The sequence below is a fragment of the Staphylococcus sp. AntiMn-1 genome (assembly GCF_001663395.1).
In the GTDB taxonomy this organism is placed as follows: Bacteria; Bacillota; Bacilli; order Staphylococcales; family Staphylococcaceae; genus Staphylococcus; species Staphylococcus equorum.
This window is the reverse complement of the sequence record NZ_CP012968.1, coordinates 2,426,849-2,447,428: the sequence shown is the minus strand read 5'-3', so window position 1 is coordinate 2,447,428 and position 20,580 is coordinate 2,426,849. Positions and strand designations below refer to the sequence as shown.

General features: G+C 33.0%; 18 protein-coding genes. 5 read left to right on the top strand and 13 right to left on the bottom strand.

Going from position 1 to position 20,580, the window contains the following annotated elements:
• Window positions 1–72 precede the first annotated feature (72 nt).
• Window positions 73–1,551, bottom strand: a complete 1,479-nt coding sequence (mqo, locus tag AOB58_RS11715) for a malate dehydrogenase (quinone) (RefSeq protein ID WP_021338483.1) — start codon at window positions 1,549–1,551, stop codon at window positions 73–75.
• Window positions 1,552–1,940: 389 nt separating this feature from the next.
• On the opposite strand from mqo, the gene AOB58_RS11710 reads away from it, so the two are divergent.
• Window positions 1,941–3,092 carry a glycosyltransferase family 4 protein gene (locus AOB58_RS11710; RefSeq protein WP_021338484.1) on the top strand — a complete coding sequence of 384 codons (1,152 nt, stop codon included), beginning with the start codon at window positions 1,941–1,943 and terminating at the stop codon, window positions 3,090–3,092.
• A 212-nt stretch (window positions 3,093–3,304) separates the two neighbouring features.
• Here the strand turns inward: AOB58_RS11710 and AOB58_RS11705 are convergent, their stop codons facing one another.
• Window positions 3,305–4,906, bottom strand: coding sequence for an L-lactate permease (locus AOB58_RS11705; RefSeq protein ID WP_002506841.1), 1,602 nt, complete (start codon window positions 4,904–4,906; stop codon window positions 3,305–3,307).
• Between the two features lie 241 nt (window positions 4,907–5,147).
• Between AOB58_RS11705 and AOB58_RS11700 the strand changes: the two genes are divergently transcribed.
• On the top strand, window positions 5,148–6,839 hold the full coding sequence (locus tag AOB58_RS11700; protein ID WP_021338485.1) for a CDP-glycerol glycerophosphotransferase family protein: 1,692 nt from the start codon (window positions 5,148–5,150) through the stop codon (window positions 6,837–6,839).
• Between the two features lie 104 nt (window positions 6,840–6,943).
• Here AOB58_RS11700 and AOB58_RS11695 read toward each other — a convergent pair whose 3' ends face one another.
• Together AOB58_RS11695 and AOB58_RS11690 are read right to left on the bottom strand one after the other, a co-directional pair.
• Window positions 6,944–7,792 carry a hypothetical protein gene (locus tag AOB58_RS11695; RefSeq protein ID WP_064783479.1) on the bottom strand — a complete coding sequence of 283 codons (849 nt, stop codon included), beginning with the start codon at window positions 7,790–7,792 and terminating at the stop codon, window positions 6,944–6,946.
• A gap of 280 nt (window positions 7,793–8,072) precedes the next feature.
• Window positions 8,073–8,591: a GNAT family N-acetyltransferase gene (locus AOB58_RS11690; RefSeq protein ID WP_064783478.1), complete on the bottom strand. Its 519-nt coding sequence runs from the start codon at window positions 8,589–8,591 to the stop codon at window positions 8,073–8,075.
• Between the two features lie 270 nt (window positions 8,592–8,861).
• On the opposite strand from AOB58_RS11690, the gene AOB58_RS11685 reads away from it, so the two are divergent.
• Entirely contained in the window at window positions 8,862–9,851 is a 990-nt protein-coding gene (locus tag AOB58_RS11685; protein WP_064783477.1) for an acrylyl-CoA reductase family protein, read from the top strand.
• Between the two features lie 212 nt (window positions 9,852–10,063).
• Complete coding sequence (locus AOB58_RS11680; protein WP_002506836.1) at window positions 10,064–11,422, top strand: glucose transporter GlcP; 1,359 nt, start codon at window positions 10,064–10,066, stop codon at window positions 11,420–11,422.
• 332 nt (window positions 11,423–11,754) lie between these two features.
• Here the strand turns inward: AOB58_RS11680 and AOB58_RS11675 are convergent, their stop codons facing one another.
• The 9 genes from AOB58_RS11675 to AOB58_RS11635 all read right to left on the bottom strand — a co-directional run bounded on the left by AOB58_RS11675 (window position 11,755) and on the right by AOB58_RS11635 (window position 19,582).
• Window positions 11,755–12,156, bottom strand: a complete 402-nt coding sequence (locus AOB58_RS11675) for a GNAT family N-acetyltransferase (protein ID WP_064783476.1) — start codon at window positions 12,154–12,156, stop codon at window positions 11,755–11,757.
• A 71-nt stretch (window positions 12,157–12,227) separates the two neighbouring features.
• Window positions 12,228–13,259: an NAD(P)/FAD-dependent oxidoreductase gene (locus AOB58_RS11670; RefSeq protein WP_064783475.1), complete on the bottom strand. Its 1,032-nt coding sequence runs from the start codon at window positions 13,257–13,259 to the stop codon at window positions 12,228–12,230.
• Between the two features lie 352 nt (window positions 13,260–13,611).
• Window positions 13,612–14,031, bottom strand: a complete 420-nt coding sequence (locus tag AOB58_RS11665) for a DUF2871 domain-containing protein (protein WP_002506833.1) — start codon at window positions 14,029–14,031, stop codon at window positions 13,612–13,614.
• A 146-nt stretch (window positions 14,032–14,177) separates the two neighbouring features.
• On the bottom strand, window positions 14,178–14,756 hold the full coding sequence (locus AOB58_RS11660) for a YcnI family copper-binding membrane protein (RefSeq protein WP_064783474.1): 579 nt from the start codon (window positions 14,754–14,756) through the stop codon (window positions 14,178–14,180).
• A 15-nt stretch (window positions 14,757–14,771) separates the two neighbouring features.
• Complete coding sequence (locus AOB58_RS11655; protein ID WP_081358296.1) at window positions 14,772–16,022, bottom strand: copper resistance CopC/CopD family protein; 1,251 nt, start codon at window positions 16,020–16,022, stop codon at window positions 14,772–14,774.
• A 308-nt stretch (window positions 16,023–16,330) separates the two neighbouring features.
• Entirely contained in the window at window positions 16,331–16,777 is a 447-nt protein-coding gene (rpiB, locus tag AOB58_RS11650) for a ribose 5-phosphate isomerase B (RefSeq protein ID WP_002506830.1), read from the bottom strand.
• Window positions 16,778–16,810: 33 nt separating this feature from the next.
• Entirely contained in the window at window positions 16,811–17,443 is a 633-nt protein-coding gene (gene dhaL, locus AOB58_RS11645; protein ID WP_064783473.1) for a dihydroxyacetone kinase subunit DhaL, read from the bottom strand.
• A gap of 12 nt (window positions 17,444–17,455) precedes the next feature.
• A complete protein-coding gene (locus tag AOB58_RS11640; protein ID WP_064783472.1) occupies window positions 17,456–18,454 on the bottom strand; it encodes a dihydroxyacetone kinase subunit DhaK in 999 nt (332 codons plus the stop codon).
• A 45-nt stretch (window positions 18,455–18,499) separates the two neighbouring features.
• Window positions 18,500–19,582, bottom strand: coding sequence for an MDR/zinc-dependent alcohol dehydrogenase-like family protein (locus AOB58_RS11635; RefSeq protein ID WP_064783471.1), 1,083 nt, complete (start codon window positions 19,580–19,582; stop codon window positions 18,500–18,502).
• A gap of 174 nt (window positions 19,583–19,756) precedes the next feature.
• Between AOB58_RS11635 and AOB58_RS11630 the strand changes: the two genes are divergently transcribed.
• Window positions 19,757–20,521, top strand: a complete 765-nt coding sequence (locus AOB58_RS11630) for a DeoR/GlpR family DNA-binding transcription regulator (RefSeq protein WP_021338496.1) — start codon at window positions 19,757–19,759, stop codon at window positions 20,519–20,521.
• The last annotated feature ends 59 nt before the right edge of the window (window positions 20,522–20,580 follow it).

Sequence of the window (20,580 nt, the reverse complement as noted above, 5' to 3'; positions counted from 1 at the left end):
AGCCTAGTATGATACTAGATTAACCGTGCGCTTATTTTCATTGCTTATTATCATATCAATGCCAAAGCAATATTAATTTATTTTTAAATTTTTCGTAATTTCTTCATTCAATTTCGTATAAAGTGCTTCATTATCTGATAGTTTCATGCCATATGAAGGCACCATTGTTTTCACTTTGTCTTCCCATTGTTTAAATTCTTCACCATAGCAGCGTTTAAGCATATCAAGCATGATATCTACTGCTGTAGAAGCACCAGGCGACGCACCTAACAATGCAGACAATGAACCGTCTTCAGAAGTTATAACTTCGGTACCAAATTGCAATGTTCCTTTACCATTTTCTGTATCTTTGATAACTTGCACACGTTGACCAGCTACAACAATTTCCCAATCTTCACTCTTAGCATTAGGAACAAATTGACGTAAGTCTTCCATACGCTCTTCATTTGAAAGGGTAAGTTGTGAAATTAAATATTTTGTTAAACTCATTTCTTTAATTCCTGCAGACAGCATTGTAATTAAGTTGTTTGGTTTCACAGACTTAATTAAGTCCATATTTGAACCAGTTTTCATGAATTTAGGTGAAAATCCAGCAAATGGACCAAATAATATTGTACGTTTGCCATCTATGTAACGTGTGTCTAAATGTGGTACTGACATTGGTGGTGCTCCTACTGAAGCTTTTCCATATACTTTAGCAAGATGTTGCGTTGTAATTGATTCATCTTTACATACTAAGAACAAGCCACTTACAGGGAACCCACCAACATGTTTCGATTCTTTAATACCTGTTTTTTGTAGCAATTGTAAACTTGCACCACCAGCACCGATGAACACGAAATCACTTTCAACAAATGTCACGATATCTGTTTGTAAATCTTTAACTTTCATCTCCCAAACACCGTCTTCACGTTGTTTAAGATCTTGTACTTCATGTTCATAATTTAATTCAACTTGCTTTTCTTCTAAGTTTTCAAATAACTTTTTAGTTAATGCACCGAAGTTAACATCTGTACCAGTTTTATCATAACTCATTGCCACTGGTACATGAGATGTACGACCTTCCATCATCAATGGTACCCAATCAGCTATTTTATCTTTATTATCAGTAATTTCCATATTACTGAATAGAATATTTTTGTTTAATCTGTCTACACGTCTTTTTAAGAAATCTACATTACGGACACCTTGTACAAAACTCATGTGAGGTACTGGCTTAATAAATGCTTCAGGTTGCGTAAGTTGACCTTGTTTAACTAAGTAATTCCAAAATTGTTTAGTAACTTGGTATTGTTCATTAATTTTTACAGCCTTATTTATATCTATTGAACCATCTTTATTTTCTTTTGTATAATTCAACTCACATAATGCAGAGTGACCCGTACCCGCATTGTTCCAACCATTAGAACTTTCTTCTGCTGGCGTAGATAACCTTTCATACATCTTAATCTCTTTCTCTGGTGCGAGTTCTTTTAATATAGTTCCTAATGTTGCACTCATGATACCGCCACCGATTAAGATGACATCTGTTTTGCTATGTTTTGTGCTCATAACAAACACAGTCCCCCTTTTATATATGTTTATAGAAACGTTATCTTTATCCTTTTAGAAAAGTAGATGAAGCGTTTTCTATAACTAAAAAATAAAAAACCTTGCCGTTATTATTGATTAAAATGTAAAAATAACGAAATATATCTTTATACTTCTCTAATTATATACGTAATCGCCCTATGAAAAAAGGGCTTTCAGTAATTCTACACAAATTTTGTTAATATGTGTTAACCAAACTGTTAGTTAAAAGATCTATTATATCTTCTAAAAAGACGTTAAAATGCTTTTTAAATACTGAAATAAGTTTGATACTACTAATAAAAACACATTATACATTTCATGATATAATGAATTCTAATTTAAGTTAAGAAACATTTGGAGGTTTTCCGATGAAATCAATCACTTTTTTCATGCATAATATCTATGCCATGGGAGGTACTGTAAAATCTATTTCACAATTAGCTAATACACTGGCTAAAAAAGGTCATAAAGTCGAAATCATTTCTATATTTAAAGGTGATTTAAAACCTTATTTCGAACTCCATGATTCTATCGTTATAAAACCTTTAATTAATTATCAGTTGCACCCTAAAAATTTCAAAAATTTACTTTTTAACCGTATTAATAAATACACTTCATTTTCTAAACCTAAAGTACTTTCAAAAAATGAACCAGGTTTAAACCAGTTTTCACGTTATATAGAGAAAAAGATGATTAAATCCATCCGTAAAATTGATACAGACGTTTTAATCGGGACTAGAGCCAGTTTTAATATATTGATTGCAAAATATGCACAAAACAACATTGAAACTATTGGCATGGAGCATATGAATTTTGAAGCCCATCCTGAAGCATTTCAACAAGAAATCATTGATGCATATACCACTTTAGATAAAGTGACTACACTTACTACTGTAGATAAAATTAAATATCAATCTTATATTCAAACACCTGTTTATGTTGTTCCAAATATTTTAGATGAACCTAGACTTAATAAAACAAAAGAAAAAATAATTACTGCAGCTGGCCGTTTAGAATATGAAAAAGGATTCGACATACTCATTGATAGTATTAATCCCATTCAGCATATCGTCAGAAAATTTGGCTATAAAGTACACATCTTTGGAGAAGGACAAGAAAGAGATGCATTACAACAACTTATTGATCGATATGACTTATCAGATATTGTTTTACTACAAGGTTCAACGCAACAATTAAATGAACAATTGGCAATTAGTGAAATTACAGTTGTTCCTTCACGTAACGAAGGTTTCGGCATGGTTATCTTAGAAGCCATGAACCAAAGTAATATTGTAGTAAGCTTTAGTGGGAACGCTGGGCCCGATTCTATTATTAAAAATAACGTGAATGGTTATTTAATAGATCATAAGAACGTGACTGAATTGTCGAATAAACTGCGTAGACTAATCAATCAAGAATTCAAAGAACAAGTCCTTATAGAAAATGGTTTCAAGACCGTAGCTACTTATTCACCTGAGGCTGTTTATCAACAGTTTTCAAATATGCTGAATTCAAAATAAAAAAGATGTTGGAGCATATCAATTTATACTCCAACATCTTTTTTATATTTAAATATCTATCGTGATTCGGGTCAATCTTTCATCGAAGACTACAAGATAAAACTTTGATTTGGCAAATAATTATAGATTTATATAAATTAGCGCTATCTACGTAAAACAAAAAAACTGCCAACAAAGTCTGAACTCTGTCGACAGCTAAATATTATTTATTTCTAGATAAAGAAATTCAAGATAAATGTCCAAATACATATGAAGACGAGCATCGCAATACTATAGCGTAATGTCATTTTCAACAATTGAGATTCTTTACCAACTTGTTGTACAGATGCAGTTGCGATTGCAATAGATTGTGGAGATATAAGTTTCGCTGCTACACCACCAACAGTATTGGCAGAAACGAGTAATGCGCCACTTGCTCCTATATTATTTGCAACAGCTGCTTGAATCGGCGCAAACAACGTATTATTATTTGTCACTGATCCAGTTAAAAAGACACCAATCCAACCTAAAATTGGAGATAGTAATGGGAATATAGCGCCTGTTTTTGCAATACCTTCACCAATTACGTTACTTAATCCTGCATACGTCATAAGTTTTGAAATTACTAAGATAAAACATATTGTGATAATTGGTAACCAAAGTTCTTTAAATGAAAGTTTAAATAGTCGACCACCATCAGCAAAACCAACACGTTTAGACATTAAAATAGTAATAATTATTACTAAAAGAATGGCTGTACCTGTTTGACCAATTATGTTTAATGGAAGACTAATTGCTTTATTTGCAATCTCACTATAAGTACCCGGCAATGTGATGTTAAAGACGAACGCTTCTAATGCGCCACCTGGCTCAAACAGTGCTTTGAAGTTTGGTGCACTCCATATCATTACAAATACTGTTAAAATGAAAAACGGGCTCCATGCATAAACAATTTCTTTCGCTTTATGTTGGTCAATTTCTTGTGGTTTTTCTTCTTTATTAATTCTAAAGATATGTTTTGGTTGGAATTTTTTAGAAAATAAAGCTAATGCCAACATTGCACCTAATGGTGGAATAATATCTGCTAATTCAGGTCCAACAAATAATGTAATTACAGCCTGTAATACTGTATAAGTAATACTTACAATTAAGATGGCTGGCAATGTTTCTTTAATACCTTTGAAACCATCAATAATCCATATTAATAGGAATGGTACTGCCATATTCATAATGAATAAAGTGAGCGTAGACATTTGTGATACTGCCATACCTGTAATATCTTCTGGTAATCCTAAAGTGTTAATTACAGTGATAGGTAAACCAATCGCACCAAACGCCCCTGCTGTAGCATTTGCAATTAAACATAGCATCGCTGCTTGTAATGGAGCGAAACCAAGTTGAGTAAGTAAAAGAGCACATATTGCAATTGGTACACCAAAACCTGCAGCACCTTCTAAGAATCCATTAAACGCAAAACCAATAAGTAATAATTGGATACGTTGGTCTTGTGAAATACTAGATATACTATCTTGGATAGTTTGGAACTGCCCTGTTTCAGTTGTAACTTTATATAATAATACTGCCATGATAACAATATAACCAATAGGTATGATACCTTGGAAAAATCCTTCGACAACTGCACCAGAAGCAATACTTACTGGTAGTTTAAAACACAATATTGCAATGATTAATGTAACGACTACAGTAGTAATTGACGCATATATCCCTTTCATTCTAAATACAGTTAAGCATAACAAGAATAAAATAATAGGAATCGCTGCAATGATAGATGAGACTAATACATTGTTAAAGGGGTTAAAAGTTTCTACAAACATTTGCTTCACTACTTCTTTCTATTTAAATTTATATTGACATAGTTCGTTATTGTGATTTTTTTCACAATGAAATTATAACATTTTCTGTATTAAATACAATATACTTTTTAAAACTTTCATTATTTTTTTCTAGCGTAACACGAAGTTTAAAATTTTAAAACCTGCTCTGCAAGGGATTCATTTATCTCAAGTGCACTCCGTGGTAAAATAGTAACAATAATGATTAAGTAGAGGGATATTAATGATAAAACAAATTGAATTAGTTGAGTGGCAACATTTAGAAACTCAACTAAAAAAAGCAACACTAGAAGATTATACACATTTTGTTGTAATTAACAACAGTATAAAAATACACCAAAATATGATTGAGGCAGTTAATTTGAAGCCTTGCACGATTGTATCTGACTATACGGTTAACCAACAATACATAAATGATTGTCGTTATTTTGGTAAATTAGAGATTTCATTTAATGACTGGGTAGAAAATATTAATCACTATCCAAACATCATTTTCCATATAGAAACAACGCAGCGTATTTTAGATGAATTTAATATACAAAATTTATTTGATTTAGCTTTAATATCACTATTGCAAGATGATGTTGTTACTGACAGTCATGTCATTTTTGATTTCAGTCAGTCATTTACTACAAGTAGCAAGATATGGAAGGATATACACCAACTGACACCATTGAATACGACAAAATTTAATTTAAATAAATTGGCATATGAACATAAACATGGGCTTCCATTTAAAACGAAAGAAACATTGGCGCCTGAACAAATGCGTTTTACTGATAAATGGTTGAATGCTACAGGTTTCAAAATGCCCCATTGGCTTTTCAATATTGTGCAACGCCAGTCAGTTAAAAAGCATCGAGAGAAAAGCTATATATATGAAAAAAATCCATCAAAAGTTAAAAATCATATTGTATTCTTAGGCTTTGATTATGGTTTTAGAGGTAACTCTCGTTACTTGTTCAATCATTTTGCTAAACATTTTTCAAAATTACCGATATATTTTATAACCGATGATGTCAATGGTCCAAACTTCATCAAGCCAGATGATCCAAAAGCAAAAGATCTTATAGAAAGCGCATGTGTAGTGATATTAGAAAGTAATATTCCTGATACACTAAAACCTAATGGAACTATTATTCAGCTTTGGCACGGTACACCTATTAAAAAACTGTTTTTAGATAGTAATGAACCATCACAAAATCTAAATATTTACAATTACCGAGCACGTAAATACAATAAGTGGTTACAACAAGATTATTTTGTATGCGATAGTGAATCCATTATTGAATATTTCAAATCTGCTTTTCCACAACAACAAACACATATTTTAAACTGTGGTTATCCTAGAATCAGATATTTGCTAGATAAACAAACGGATCACCATTATATTTCTTTTATTAAACGAGAATTGAAGTTAGACCCTGAAAAAGAAACTTTACTTTATGCGCCAACATGGAAATCTCACCAAGATGATTCAGATCTATTACCTATTAGTGACGGATTACTCAATAAATATAATGTTATATTTAAAGGACATATTGAAGATCAAGCTTCTTATATTCCTGAAAATGCAATTCTTGCACCGCCACATATAGAAGTTCAAGACTTATTATTAGTTTCAGACATTGTACTCACAGACTATTCTTCTATTATTTTTGATGCATTAACAATTAATAAAACTGTGTGTCAGTACACACCAAATCACGCTAAATACATTGCTGAACGTGGAGTTTATGATGAAGTTATGCATTCATTAGCTACTGTTAGATATAGTGATGCTAAGGCTTTGTTAAATGATTTAATTAGTCATCAAATGACAGAGATTCATTCCAATCCCTTTATCAATAAAGATAATCATGCTTTTGAAACACTGTCTCATATTATTAAAAAGTGTAATAAAACATATAACTAATATAGAAATATCGTTAATCATATAATAAAAAGGCTAAGAAACCTCATTACAGTAATGAGAGCTCCTAGCCTATTTTTTGTGTGTATGATTACTACTTCAATTTATTATTGATGATAAGCTGGATCTACAACTCGTACAGTTCCTTGTTGATCTACTGTAGCAATTGCGTATGTTCCTGGTTCAGCTTGATTTTGGAAACTAAAGATATAACTATAATTACCTTCGCTTCCTTCAATGGCATAATCATTATAAGGATTAGATTGACCATTAATTGAGTTAACTTCTGCCATTGCATTATTTAATGAGTTTTGGAAGTTAGGTAAATTCTGTAATGCGGCTTGATTATCAACAGTTCCTGACGAAATATTTTGTGAAACTGGAACCGCATTTTGTCCTTGGTACGGTGGTACATATTCTGATGTCCCTGAATTTGCTGTACCATTGTTTCCATTGTTTGTATTCGCATTGTTTGATGCATCATTGTTTGCATTCGCATTACCATTTGCACCGTTTGCATTTGCACTATCTGCAGAACCATTAGCGTTACTACCACTGTTAGCTGCATTGCTATTAGAATTTGCATCACTTGAACTATTAGCACTATCGCCACTATTAGAACTGTTAGCGCCATTACTATCATTTGAATTTGAATCATTGCTATCTGAAGCATTTCCACTGTCGCTTGATGAACTATTACTATCTGAGTCACTATTACTGTTGCTATCAGAACTATCATCATCACTTGAATTGCTGTCACCAGATTTACTGTCTGAATCTTTGTCAGAGCTATCATCGCTCTTCTTGTCATCATTCTTAGAATCTTTTGATTGGTCTTCGCTAGTTTTTTTGTCATCTGAACTATCGTCTTTATTATTACTTTCGTCATCGCCACCATTTGAACAAGCAGCTAAAGCTAAAGATAGTGTCAGCGCCCCTGCTAATAATTTTTTCATATAGAAAACCTCCTTATGTTTTAATACTCATAACTTAATAGTTTAGCCATATGTATTAATTTGCCAATAAGTTAGATGAGAATTAGTATGTTATTCACTATAAATTTAAAAATAAACATCTTTTGTCAAAATTCTTTTTAAAGAAAATATAAATTTAATGAGAACTAAAAATTTCAATACTTTAATTTACATTATTATCAGTTTATTAGTTAACTTAATTTACAATATTTAAATTGTTACTTAATTATTCCATTAATTTATTTGATCCTATTCATGATATTTATAAATATTTCTCCATAATTAAATCCGTATCGATAATAGAACCTGTATAAAATTGATGTTCTCCAGTCACTGCAAGCCCTTGTTTTTGATAAAATCGATAAGCTTGCGTATTATGTTCCCATACACCTAACCAAAGCTTTGATTTGTTCAAATCTTTTGCTTTAGCCACTGCAAAATCAAAGACACTTTTACCTTTACCACTACCTTGCGCTTGAGGTAAAAAATAAATACGTTGTAGTTCAAGATATTCATTACCCATAGCTTCCGTTTGAGCCTCATTAATATTCAATTTAAAATAGCCAATAACTTTATTATTCTCTTTATAAAAGTAAGTGAATGAATTTTTATTTAGTAACTCTTTTTTTAGTTGTTCGACAGCATATGCTTCATTAAAGTAATGTTTGAAATCTTCCTCAGAATATTCTCCCTCCTCAAATGTTGTTCTAAACGTTGTCATACACAAATCTCTCAACATGTTAACTTCAGATTGTTTAACATGTTCAATACAGTGGGTCATGATTCCACCTCTATTTCTATTAATATTTGTTATTTATTATACTAAAACTAGGATAATTTTACTATAAATTTTTCATAATTCCGCCATTTTCGCAAGAGTATATTTACAATAATTCTCATCTTGTAACAAAACCAAAAGTTTTTGACTTTGAAGCGCTTACTTCTAAAACCTTATGTCTAGCCTTATTGTGTAATTTGCAATTACGTGATAAAGTTGATTCTAGTTTTTTAATTGTGCATAAATATATACATAAGGGAGTGCCCTAAGGCAATGACTGAATCATTTAAAGCTTTTGTGGTCGACGAACAGGACGGCAAAGTAACAAATCAATTTAAAGATATAACTATAGATGACCTTCCAGAAGGTGAAGTGCTGATTAAGGTTAAGTACTCAGGTATCAATTATAAAGATGCATTAGCAACGGTTGAAAATTCAAAAGTTGTTAATACTTATCCAATGGTTCCAGGTATTGATTTAGCAGGTGTAATAGAACATTCTGATACGCACGCATTCGAACCTGGCGAAGAAGTAATCGTAACTGGTTACGATTTAGGGAGCAGTCATTATGGTGGATTTAGTGAATATGCTCGTGTCAAAGAAGAATGGATCGTGCCATTACCTAAAGATTTAACACTGGAAGAGGCTATGATTTACGGAACAGCGGGTTATACAGCAGGATTAGCAATAGAGAAATTAGAGCGTAACGGACTTTCAGTTGAAAAAGATGACGTACTTGTACGTGGTGCTACAGGTGGTGTTGGAACACTTGCTGTTATGATGTTAGATTCTATTGGCTTTGATGTTGTAGCGAGCACAGGTAAATCAGGTGTTGAAGAAAAACTTAAATCACTCGGCGCAAAAGAAGTTATACCTCGTATTAGCGAAACTGATAATAAACTCCTTGGCAAACGTACTTGGCAAGGAGCAATTGATCCTGTAGGTGGCGAAAGCTTATCTCAGATTATCAAACAAATAGATTATAATGGAAGTATCGCAGTAATCGGTATGACTGGTGGTCATAAATTTGATAGTTCAGTATTTCCTTTCATATTAAGAGGTACTAGTATTATAGGTATTGATTCAGTTTATACTGAAATGAAACAACGTAAACATATCTGGCGTCGATTAGCTAGAGACTTAAAACCAGATCATTTACACGAAATTAAACAAGTAATCAAATTTAGCCATATCGAAGATAGTATTAAAAAAGTCCTTGAACATAACAATTCTGGCCGTATCGTAATAGATTTCGAAGCATAGTAAAACAATAATTTCTTACCCCTACTTCAATTCATATTTTGAAGTAGGGGTTTTTGCATTTTAAATATAAATTCATTTTTATTCACATATAGAAAATATTCCGTTTGATATAAACACATATGAATTAATAAAAATCTTATACTTTAATATTTACAACCAATATATGAAAGCGTATACTTATATCTATCGAATTAAATCAGGAGGGTTTGGGAATGAAAATAAATAAGAAACTCATCTTTTTCCTTGGTGCCTTAGGTGGATTACTCTACGGTTATGACATGGGAGTCATATCTGGTGCTTTATTATTTATAAAAGATGATATTCCTTTAAATAGTTTTACAGAAGGTTTAGTCGTTTCATCTATGCTCGTTGGGGCAATTGTTGGTTCGGGAGCGAGTGGACCAATGTCCGACAGACTTGGACGTAGACGTGTTGTGTTTATCATAGCAATCATTTACATTGTCGGAGCATTAATACTAGCATTAGCACCATCAATGCAAATCTTAGTGCTTGGTCGTCTAGTTATTGGTTTAGCCGTTGGTGGTTCTACCGCAATCGTTCCAGTATACTTATCTGAAATGGCACCAACAGAACAACGTGGATCATTAAGTTCATTAAACCAATTAATGATTACAATTGGTATTTTATCATCATATTTAATCAACTACGCTTTCACACCAATTGAAGGCTGGAGATGGATGTTAGGTCTTGCTATTGTACCTTCTATCATCTTGCTTATCGGTGTAGCATTTATGCCTGAAAGTCCAAGATGGTTACTTGAACATCGAAGCGAAAAAGCTGCTCGAGACGTTATGAAATTAACATTTAAACATAATGAAATAGATAAGGAAATTGCTGATATGAAAGAAATCAACAAGGTTTCAGACAGCACTTGGAATGTCTTAAAATCAGCTTGGTTAAGACCTACTCTGTTAATTGGTTGTGTGTTTGCCTTACTTCAACAAATCATAGGTATTAACGCGATCATTTACTATGCACCTACTATTTTTAGTAAAGCTGGATTAGGAGATGCTACTTCTATTTTAGGTACAGTCGGCATCGGTGCAGTGAACGTGGTAGTTACAATTGTCGCTATTAATATTATTGATAAAATTGACCGTAAACGTCTATTAATTATCGGTAATATCGGTATGGTTGCTTCATTATTAATCATGGCTATCTTAATATGGTCAATGGGAATTCAATCATCAGCTTGGATTATTGTTGCTTGTTTAACTCTATTTATTATATTCTTTGGTTTCACTTGGGGACCAGTACTATGGGTTATGTTACCAGAATTATTCCCAATGCGTGCACGTGGTGCAGCAACGGGTCTGGCAGCATTAGTATTGTCAATTGGTAGTTTATTAGTTGCACAATTCTTCCCACTCTTGACTGAAGTATTACCAGTAGAACAAGTATTCTTAATATTCGCAGCTGTTGGTATTGTAGCTTTAATCTTTGTTATTAAATACTTACCAGAAACTCGTGGACGTAGCTTAGAAGAAATTGAAGCGGAATTACGTACTAGAACAAATGCAAACGAAGCAAATATAAATGAAACAAAATAATTTCATTATATAAAAACGCTGACATCAGTTTCACCTCATAGCTGACGACAAAATCTTACGATTTTGTCGTCAGCTTTTTTGTTCGCGTTTTTTGTGTGCACAACTTCATCCTGTATCGGCTTTTGCTTTATTAGCTAGTAAGGAGTAGGCACAAATCAATAACATTTTTCAAATAAAAAATTATTCATCATATTAAGGAAAAAGAAATAAATATATTAAAATTTAGTGAATAAGTGGCTCTTTTCATAGAAAAACACTTTCGTTGAATACATATTAAAATGTATTCAACGAAAGTGTTTTTATGTTATTAGCTGAGCCAACTTTATTATATTTTAATATTTTCGATACATCCCTGCCGAATGCGGTTCTGTCGTTATAAAACCGTATTGTGCATATAGCTGATCTGCTGGATAGTCAGCAATTAAACTGACATATGTGCCTTGTTCAGCTTCAGCAGAAATGTACGCCATAATATTTGTCATAATCAACTTGCCATAGCCTTGCCCTTGATAATTAGGATTAACAGCTATATCAATAATTTGAAACGCTGTCCCACCATCGCCAATTACCCTACCCATGGCAATAAGCAATTGATTATCATAAATTGATACATCAAAACAAGCATTAGCTAAACCTTTTGCTGCTGCTTTTTGTGATTTCTCACTCAATCCTGCTATTTTGCGTAAATTTCGATACTCTGAAACTGCTGGGGCCTTATGCTTTATTTCTATCATTTACGAACAACTCCTAAAAAAACACTATGTAACATTTACCATATCACATAGCTTCTTAGCTTACTTTTGTTTTATAGATATTTTTTCATAACCACTTTATTTGATTCTTTAAACACATCATTGTGACTAGATACATAACCCTCAGGTGCGGCTTTAGGCTCGACATATAATTTAGCTAAGTTTGCGGCATTAGCTGCATCACTAAATGCACTAGCAATAAGATGTGCTTTTGCCTCGTGATAGATAATATCACCACATGCATACAGCCCTTCAATACTCGTAGATGTATTGCCAAAACCTTTAATACTATATTCGTTAAACATATCAACTTGAGTTGAAGATTCTTCTAGTAATGTATTTTCATGATCAAAGCCATGACTAATAATCACTTCATCAAATGTTTTAGCAATTTGTTCTTTCGTTTCTGTATTTTCTAAAATAACCTGTTCAATTTTAGTTTGTGTAGAATCACCAATAAGTTGATGAATATGTGTGTTAGGTAATTTTTCAACTTCTAATTTATCCAACACATCTTTCATTGCCTCATAGCCTTTAATATCTGCTTTACGATAAATAAGTGTGACACTTTTGGCATAACCACTTAAATCATTTGCCCAATCTAATGCAGAATTCCCAGCGCCTGAAATCAATACGTTTTTATTTTTAAACTTTTTCAATGATTGTACTACATAATGTAAATTCGTTAGTTTATAGCGCTCTGCATCTTTGATATCTAATTGCTTAGGATTAATAATACCACCGCCTATTGCAATGATGACAGATTTGGCGTCATAAATATTATGCTTATCCGTTTCAATTTCAAAATGTTGTTCCGCTATTTTTCTAATGTCTAAGACACGTTCTTCCAAATTGACTTCAGGATTAAAATGTAAACCTTGTGTAACTGTATCTTTAATTACTTCGCCACATGGTTTAGGCGCTAAACCGCCAATGTCCCATATAATTTTTTCAGGGTAAACATGCATTTTCCCACCAAGTTTATCTTGTATATCAATAATTCTAACACTCATACCTCGTAAACCCGCATAGAAACTTGCGTACAATCCTGCTGGTCCACCACCAATAATTATAACGTCATTCATAATGAATCCTCCCAAAATCTATCTTTTCTCTTGATACTATTATGCTTGAAATGATAACGATTATCAATGGAAACGCTGTTATTTCCAGTCCCTTTTTCATTAATTTGTATACTTAAAATGGATATACCGATACGGTCATTTTTCTTAGATTATACTTTATTAACGAAGTTTCTCATCTAGAAAATAAAGGAGTGGAACCACCCCGGCAAAGCTGATTAGAAATGACGTATAAAAGCTGAAGTGCTTTTTCAATTCAGTCAGCCACTGCTAATATAATAAAAGAATCTGGGACATGTACTTATCTCCCAGATTCTTTTTAAATTTATGATCATACTTAATGTAGCATTACAGTTTATTTTTCATTTTTAGGATCTTTGATAATTGCACCTTTTAACAAGAAGAATAATAAAATAAACCCTGCTGTTAAAATTGTATGTCCGATACCAGCAAATCCTGCAAATGATTCTGGTACTGTTTTACCTATGACTTGATATGTTCCTTTAGTAAACATCATCCCTATTGTTGTTAATACACCTAGGTTAAATATAATGTAGAACCAATTAAATAGATAATAACTACTTAAATTAAAGACTTTTGTTACAGGTAATAAAATAAGATGCATAAACATGCCTAATATCAACGTATGTGTGTGTACAACTACAAGTTGCGTTTCACCAGTAAAATCATACGCTAATGTTAATTCACGATAATAAAACCCACTTAGTAAACCTAAGATTGTATAGACTAAAAAAGCATACAATATTCTGCGCATCGAGACTCCTCCTTATTGCTATTATAGGATATTTTTTAAAAAATTACAGTGACAATTCAACAAACTTACTCATTAAAAAGACAAGTCATATTTTTAAGATGACTCGTCTTTTTATTTATTTTATTAAATAACTTTATACACCTATTTTATTTAGCTGTCTTTTTAAAGATTGCTACTAACGACAAAATGATTGCAACAATAGATACAATCCATAGTGCTATTGGGCCATTACTAGATTGACTGCTTCCAGCAGTATCTTCGTTCCCCTTAGCTACTTTAGTAATAGGTGCAGGTTTTTCTGCATCTTCATCTCCTGTCCATTTAACAGTTTCACCATCATCGTATGTTTGGTAAGCATCCCATTTAAATTCGCCTTCTTTTTCAGGGTTCGAAACTTGGATTGGTAAATCGATGAATTCATTTGGGCCAATGCCTTTATCTTTTGCCGTCCAAGTAATTTTCGTAATATTACCATCATCATCTTTATTTAATTTATGATCAAATTGTTCATTAGGTTCAACACCAACTACTGTAAGTTCTTTCGGTACTTTTAATTCAATTTTAGTCGTATTTGCATCTTTTTCGACTGGAACTCTGACATCATACTTTTCATATGAACCCGGTTCACTCGTATCTGGATTTAGCGTTACGTGAGCATCTGCACTTTTAGAAAAGCCCACTGCAATGATACATGCGACGATTGCTGCCATAATTTGTTTAAACATAATTTTTATCTCCCTTTATCCTGGAATATTGATTTGACTCATAATTACACCAACTAATATCAATATAATTCCCATAATTAATTCAATATACAATGTTACTTTATTTGCGCGGTGTTGTTTTCCTAACGCTCGTGTCGTTTGATAAAATCCTAGTGTCATCATGATGAGCGTTAATACCACTTTAACGATGAGCAATGCACTCCATGTTTGTATATTAGTCCAAATAGCTAATATATTTGTTTGGTCTATAGACATCAATACGCCAGAAATTATAATAAGTGCTACTGCAATCGTATTTAATTTCAATAAAAATGCTCTGATATCATGGCTACTCTGATTTGATTTCGCACGTATGACAAGGAGTAAATAAATCAATGCACCTAACCAAAGTGACATCCCTCCTATATGTACTGTTCTAATTAAAATCGACCAAATAGGCACGCTTTGAGACCATGCGTGTCCAGACATACTCAATGTGATTAGCATTAATATTGTTATGAATACATACCAACTCTGTGACATGTGTTTCAATGTAAATAGCCCTAACAATACTATAATGGCCAGCATCGTTAAGACAAATGGCACTTGTATTAGCGCTGCTGTTTGTAATGATAATACATCAGAAACAACATCTGAAGAAAGTGTCATCATATAAACTAAAGCAGTCATTACTGATAGCATCATAAGCATCCATACAATAGGTTTAATATATTGATTAGACTGAAATGGTAATAACCCTTTTCTACTTGCCAATTGATTTACTAGAAATAGCCCTGATAATGTAATAATGAGTCCTTCAGTTATAAAGCGTAATGCTCCAAACCAAAAATCTGCTTTTTCATAAAATGGTGGTGTCGTATCAATTCCATTAGCAGTTTCTTTACCGATTGAAAATTCAAACGTATCGCTTATCTCGTGACCATCTGCTGACATTGTTTGCCATTTTACATTATGTGTTCCTTTTTCTAACTCATCCACAGGAAATGATAATGTCTGTGAAGAACCTGTTGTACTCGGTTTCACTTCAGCAATTTCACTTCCAGTGTCATCAAAAATTTGCACACTCGAATATTGTGCGTGTACTGGTTCATTAAATTGTAGTTCAATTTCTCCTGGTTGTTCATTTACAACGCTGTTCGCATTTGGCGTTGCTTTTTCAAGTGTAGCATGTGCTGATACTTGTTGCGTTAATGCCATAAACACTATGATTATAGTGATGAAAAATATAGACATCGTCGCTTTAGGAAATCTTATAGACAGTTGCACGACAAATCCCCTACTTATGTCTTGTACTTCTCATCATATTAAATTCAAAGTTTATTCACAATATTAATTATTAATTGTCATTTTTCAGACATATCATTTACATTAATTATTTTAATTCATGTTATATACTTGCAATCAATTTATTACATGTTATTGATTTGTACAATGTTATCTTTTAAAGTATGATGCTTTTATTTTTACAAAATAAATATCACTCATTTCCTCTCTAAACAATAAAAAGCTCATTCCCAAATTGTTGTGATTGGGAATGAGCTTTTTTAATATATGAATTGATTTCAAATTATATTTTAGTTGTTTTCATTATTTTCAACTTGGTCTATTTTATCCACTTTACGCTGTGAACCGCCTTCCCAAGTTACATTGAGATAAGCTTCAACATTCTTTTTAGCGACTTCTATGCCGACAATTTGAGCGCCCATTGTCAAAATTTGTGCGTTATTACTTAATTGTGCACGTTCTGCAGAGTAATAATCATGTGCAAGCGCTGCACGAATGCCTTTGAGTTTATTAGCGGTGATTGCTACGCCAATGCCCGTACCACAAATTAAGATGCCTCTTTCGTTTTGTCCTTGTTGAATGCTTTTACCTACTTCAGCAGCTACATCTGGATAGTCAGTTTCTGCACATTGATGACAACCAAAATCTTCTACCTCATGTCCTAATTGTTCGACATGAACTTTAACCGCTTCTTTTAATTCATAACCATTATGGTCCGCACCAATTGCTATTTTCATTCTAATTCCTCCTTATAGATTTAGCTACAGTAATTAAATAAATGATTTAAAAGTTTCTAACATAAGATACGAAGATGTCGCGCCTGGATCAACATGTCCTTGGGCACGATAACCTAGTCTTTTAGAACGTCCTTTATTAGAAATAATCTCTTTCGTGCTATCCATTCCAGACTTCGCTTTCACCAGTGCTTTATTAAAAGCGTCCCCAAATGGTTCATCCTTATCTAGTGAGGTTTCTAAAGATTTATAAAATGGGTCAAGCGTATCTATCATTGTCTTATCTCCGATTTCAGCTTTACCTCTATCTTTAATACCTTTACTAAAAGCAATCCAAAATTGATATAATGCTACATCATCTAATTCAGTTTTGTTTTTTACTGCAACAGCCGCCTTAAGATAACCAGAAGCATAGAGTGGACCCACTGAAGAACCAACTGCATCTAAAAAGCTTTTACCGACTGCAACGCTAATTTTTGCGATATCATTTTGTGTTTGTAATTCATTATTTATCGTTTTTTGTACAGCTTGATTACCAATATTCATCGTTACACCATGGTCACCATCACCAATTTTTCTATCCAATTCACAAAGGATATCTTGTTGTTCTTCAAATAAAGTTGTTAACGCTAAGATATATTGTTTAAATGATTGACTCGTCAACACCATAACTACTTCCTCCTACACTTCTTTAAAGTTTGGGCAATCTACTGGATGGTCCATACAAGATTTCAACGTTTCATCTAATTTCATTAAACTCACCGAAAAGCCGCCCATTTCCATTGAAGTTATAAAATTACCTACATAAGATTTATATGTTTTAATGTTTTGTTCTTTTAAAATTTCATCTACCTCTTTATTTATGATGTACAGTTCCATTTGAGAAGTTGCACCTAAGCCATTAACCAATACAATCACTTCATCATCAGCGTTGTATAGTCCTTCTTTTAAAATATTTTGCATAATCACATGAACTGTTTCTTTTGCTGTGCGAATTGTTGTTTTTTCAATACCAGGCTCACCATGATGGCCTAAACCAATTTCCATTTCATTCGCTTCTAAATCAAAACTTGGTTTTCCCGTTTGAGGTAAGTAGCACGGGCTTAAACCAATACCCATTGAACGGGTATAATCATTAGCTAATTGGGCAATACGTCGTACCTCTTCTAAGTCATAACCAAAATCAGCTGCTGCGCCTGCTGCCTTATACACTAGCAACTCTCCAGCTATCCCTCTACGATCATCAATATCTTTTGAAGACGCAACATCATCATTACCTATGACCACTGCAGTTTTGATATCATCTTCTATTTCAGTCATTTCACTAGCCATTTCAAAGTTCATCAAATCGCCCGCGTAATTACCATAAATGTATAACACACCGTGACCTTCACTTATTTCTTTAGTTACAGCTTGTATAGGAATAGGAGATGGAGAAGCAAATATATTACCGACAGCGACACCGTCTGCCATGCCTTTCCCTACATAACCTAGGAACGCTGGTTCATGTCCTGAACCACCACCTATTAATACACTTACTTTTCGATTAGTATTGCGTTTTTTTCCAATTAACGCCCTTTGGTGAAGTTTTGAACGTCTAATATAGTCAGGGTAGGCAATCACATAACCAGTCATTAACTCTTCAATGACATTATCGGGGTTATTAATCATCTTTTTCATTTCAATTCTCTCCTTTTTACGATGCTCTATATTTGAACTTGGCTGTTAAGGTACCAGAACGATTTTTAATGATTGATCACCTTTTTTCATTAGTTCAAAACCTTTCTCAAAATCTTTAAGTGCTAATTGATGCGTCACAACGCCGTCTGTTGGGAAATCTCCTTTTGCTATACCATCGATAACAAGCGGATAACAATAAGGTCCTAAATGACTACCCATCAAGTCTAATTCTTTACGGTCTGATATAATACTCCAATCCACTGTAACGGGATCAGCAAATACTGAAAATTCTACAAAACGGCCTAATTTTCTGATTGCGCTCAAACCTTGCTCTACTGATTTAGGATGACCGGTTGCTTCGATGTAAGTATCACAACCATACCCTTCAGTCAGTGCTTTGATTTCTTTGACGACGTCTACTTTTGATGGATTCATAACAATATCAGCGCCGAATTTTTTCGCTAATTCTAAACGATCATCTTTCATATCTAGCACTACTAACGTTTCAGCACTTGATTTTTTAGCAGCGCCCACCATGCCTAGTCCTAAAGTTCCTGCACCAGATAACACAACGAAATCACCGAGTTTAACATTCGCACGTTGTACAGCGTGTAGACTACATGCGTAAGGTTCAATTAAAATCGCTTTTTCAATCGGCATATCTTCTGGCACTTTATAATTAATTGCTTCTTTCGTAAATTTCATATATTCTGCCATACCGCCGTTTACATTGTTTTGGAAGCCATATAAATCATGTTTTTCACACATCCAATACTGACCGTGATTACAAAATCTACAATCCCAACAAGGTACAATTTGTTCAGAAATTACACGATCACCAATTTCAAAATCTGTAACTTCATCTCCCTTTTCTACAATGCGTGCGATAAATTCATGTCCAGGTATCATCGGTGCCTTGATATATGACGGCTGTGTTTCATCACCCCAAAAGCTAGGTGCCCCATCATATGCTTTGATATCGCCTGCGCAAATGCCGCAAGCTTCTACTTTAACGACAATTTCCTTAGGATTATCAATAGTTGGCGTATCTACAGTTTCATATTTATATTCTCCAGGTGCATAAGCTACAACAGCATTCATTTTTTCCGGATAATTTTTCTTTGTCATTATTAACAGCTCCTCCACTTTTTAGAAAGCGTTTTCATTTACAATTACAATTCTAATATATATTTTTGTTTCTTTCAAATATTTTTTCGTTTCTTTTCGTTTTGATCTGTTTTTATTTGCTTGTGTACGATTTATGTTAAAATAGTTAATGATACGAAGGAGGATATGATTCATATGAAAATGTACGCGGATGAACGAAGAGAGCATATATATACTTATATAAAATCACATAAACGTGCGACTGTTAAACAGCTTTCAGATTATTTAAGTGTGACAGAAGCAACTGTTAGGAGTGATCTTAGACGTTTAGAAGGTGAAAACAAAGTCACTCGAACGCACGGTGGTGCAAAAGTAACTGAAAATATGACATCTAAATTAAACTTTTCTTATCGTCTGACACAAAAACATAGTGAAAAGTATAAAATTAGTAAATATGCATTAAAAAAGATTGAACCACAACAGTGCATTATGATTGATGCAAGCTCTACAACATATGAATTAGCAAAATTATTAGCAGAAACTACGATGGAACTTACAATTATTACAAACGGTTTAGAAAATGCGGTACTTTTAAAAGAGAACCCACATTTAACTGTTCTAGTAGTTGGAGGATTTGTTTCGCAAGACTCAAATGCTATTACTGGTAATATAGATTCACAAATATTAGAAATGTATCATATTGATTATTTCTTTTTATCCGCAAATGGCTTTACACTTGATAATGGATTAACAGACTTCTCACTACCTGAAGTTCAATTAAAAAAACAAATGGTGCGAGAAAGTGAAAATGTAATTGCACTTATTGATAAAAGTAAATTCGATATTTCTTCTACACTTTCCTTTGCAAAAATCAGTGATATCACCGAAGTTATAACAGATGAACCACCAACTCAAAAATGGACACATGACGTCCCTTTCACGCTCACAATTGCACACTAAATAAAAAAGGAACAATGATGATAGCTCTTATTTTAAAAGTTAAACATGACTTTTAAAAT

Bases quoted from the DNA above. Each gene is read 5' to 3' on its own strand.
- mqo (WP_021338483.1), bottom strand. From the start codon at position 1,551: ATGAGCACAAAACATAGCAAAACAGATGTCATCTTAATCGGTGGCGGT.
- AOB58_RS11710 (WP_021338484.1), top strand. From the start codon at position 1,941: ATGAAATCAATCACTTTTTTCATGCATAATATCTATGCCATGGGAGGT.
- AOB58_RS11705 (WP_002506841.1), bottom strand. From the start codon at position 4,906: ATGTTTGTAGAAACTTTTAACCCCTTTAACAATGTATTAGTCTCATCT.
- AOB58_RS11700 (WP_021338485.1), top strand. From the start codon at position 5,148: ATGATAAAACAAATTGAATTAGTTGAGTGGCAACATTTAGAAACTCAA.
- AOB58_RS11695 (WP_064783479.1), bottom strand. From the start codon at position 7,792: ATGAAAAAATTATTAGCAGGGGCGCTGACACTATCTTTAGCTTTAGCT.
- AOB58_RS11690 (WP_064783478.1), bottom strand. From the start codon at position 8,591: ATGACCCACTGTATTGAACATGTTAAACAATCTGAAGTTAACATGTTG.
- AOB58_RS11685 (WP_064783477.1), top strand. From the start codon at position 8,862: ATGACTGAATCATTTAAAGCTTTTGTGGTCGACGAACAGGACGGCAAA.
- AOB58_RS11680 (WP_002506836.1), top strand. From the start codon at position 10,064: ATGAAAATAAATAAGAAACTCATCTTTTTCCTTGGTGCCTTAGGTGGA.
- AOB58_RS11675 (WP_064783476.1), bottom strand. From the start codon at position 12,156: ATGATAGAAATAAAGCATAAGGCCCCAGCAGTTTCAGAGTATCGAAAT.
- AOB58_RS11670 (WP_064783475.1), bottom strand. From the start codon at position 13,259: ATGAATGACGTTATAATTATTGGTGGTGGACCAGCAGGATTGTACGCA.
- AOB58_RS11665 (WP_002506833.1), bottom strand. From the start codon at position 14,031: ATGCGCAGAATATTGTATGCTTTTTTAGTCTATACAATCTTAGGTTTA.
- AOB58_RS11660 (WP_064783474.1), bottom strand. From the start codon at position 14,756: ATGTTTAAACAAATTATGGCAGCAATCGTCGCATGTATCATTGCAGTG.
- rpiB (WP_002506830.1), bottom strand. From the start codon at position 16,777: ATGAAAATAGCAATTGGTGCGGACCATAATGGTTATGAATTAAAAGAA.
- dhaL (WP_064783473.1), bottom strand. From the start codon at position 17,443: ATGGTGTTGACGAGTCAATCATTTAAACAATATATCTTAGCGTTAACA.
- AOB58_RS11640 (WP_064783472.1), bottom strand. From the start codon at position 18,454: ATGAAAAAGATGATTAATAACCCCGATAATGTCATTGAAGAGTTAATG.
- AOB58_RS11635 (WP_064783471.1), bottom strand. From the start codon at position 19,582: ATGACAAAGAAAAATTATCCGGAAAAAATGAATGCTGTTGTAGCTTAT.
- AOB58_RS11630 (WP_021338496.1), top strand. From the start codon at position 19,757: ATGAAAATGTACGCGGATGAACGAAGAGAGCATATATATACTTATATA.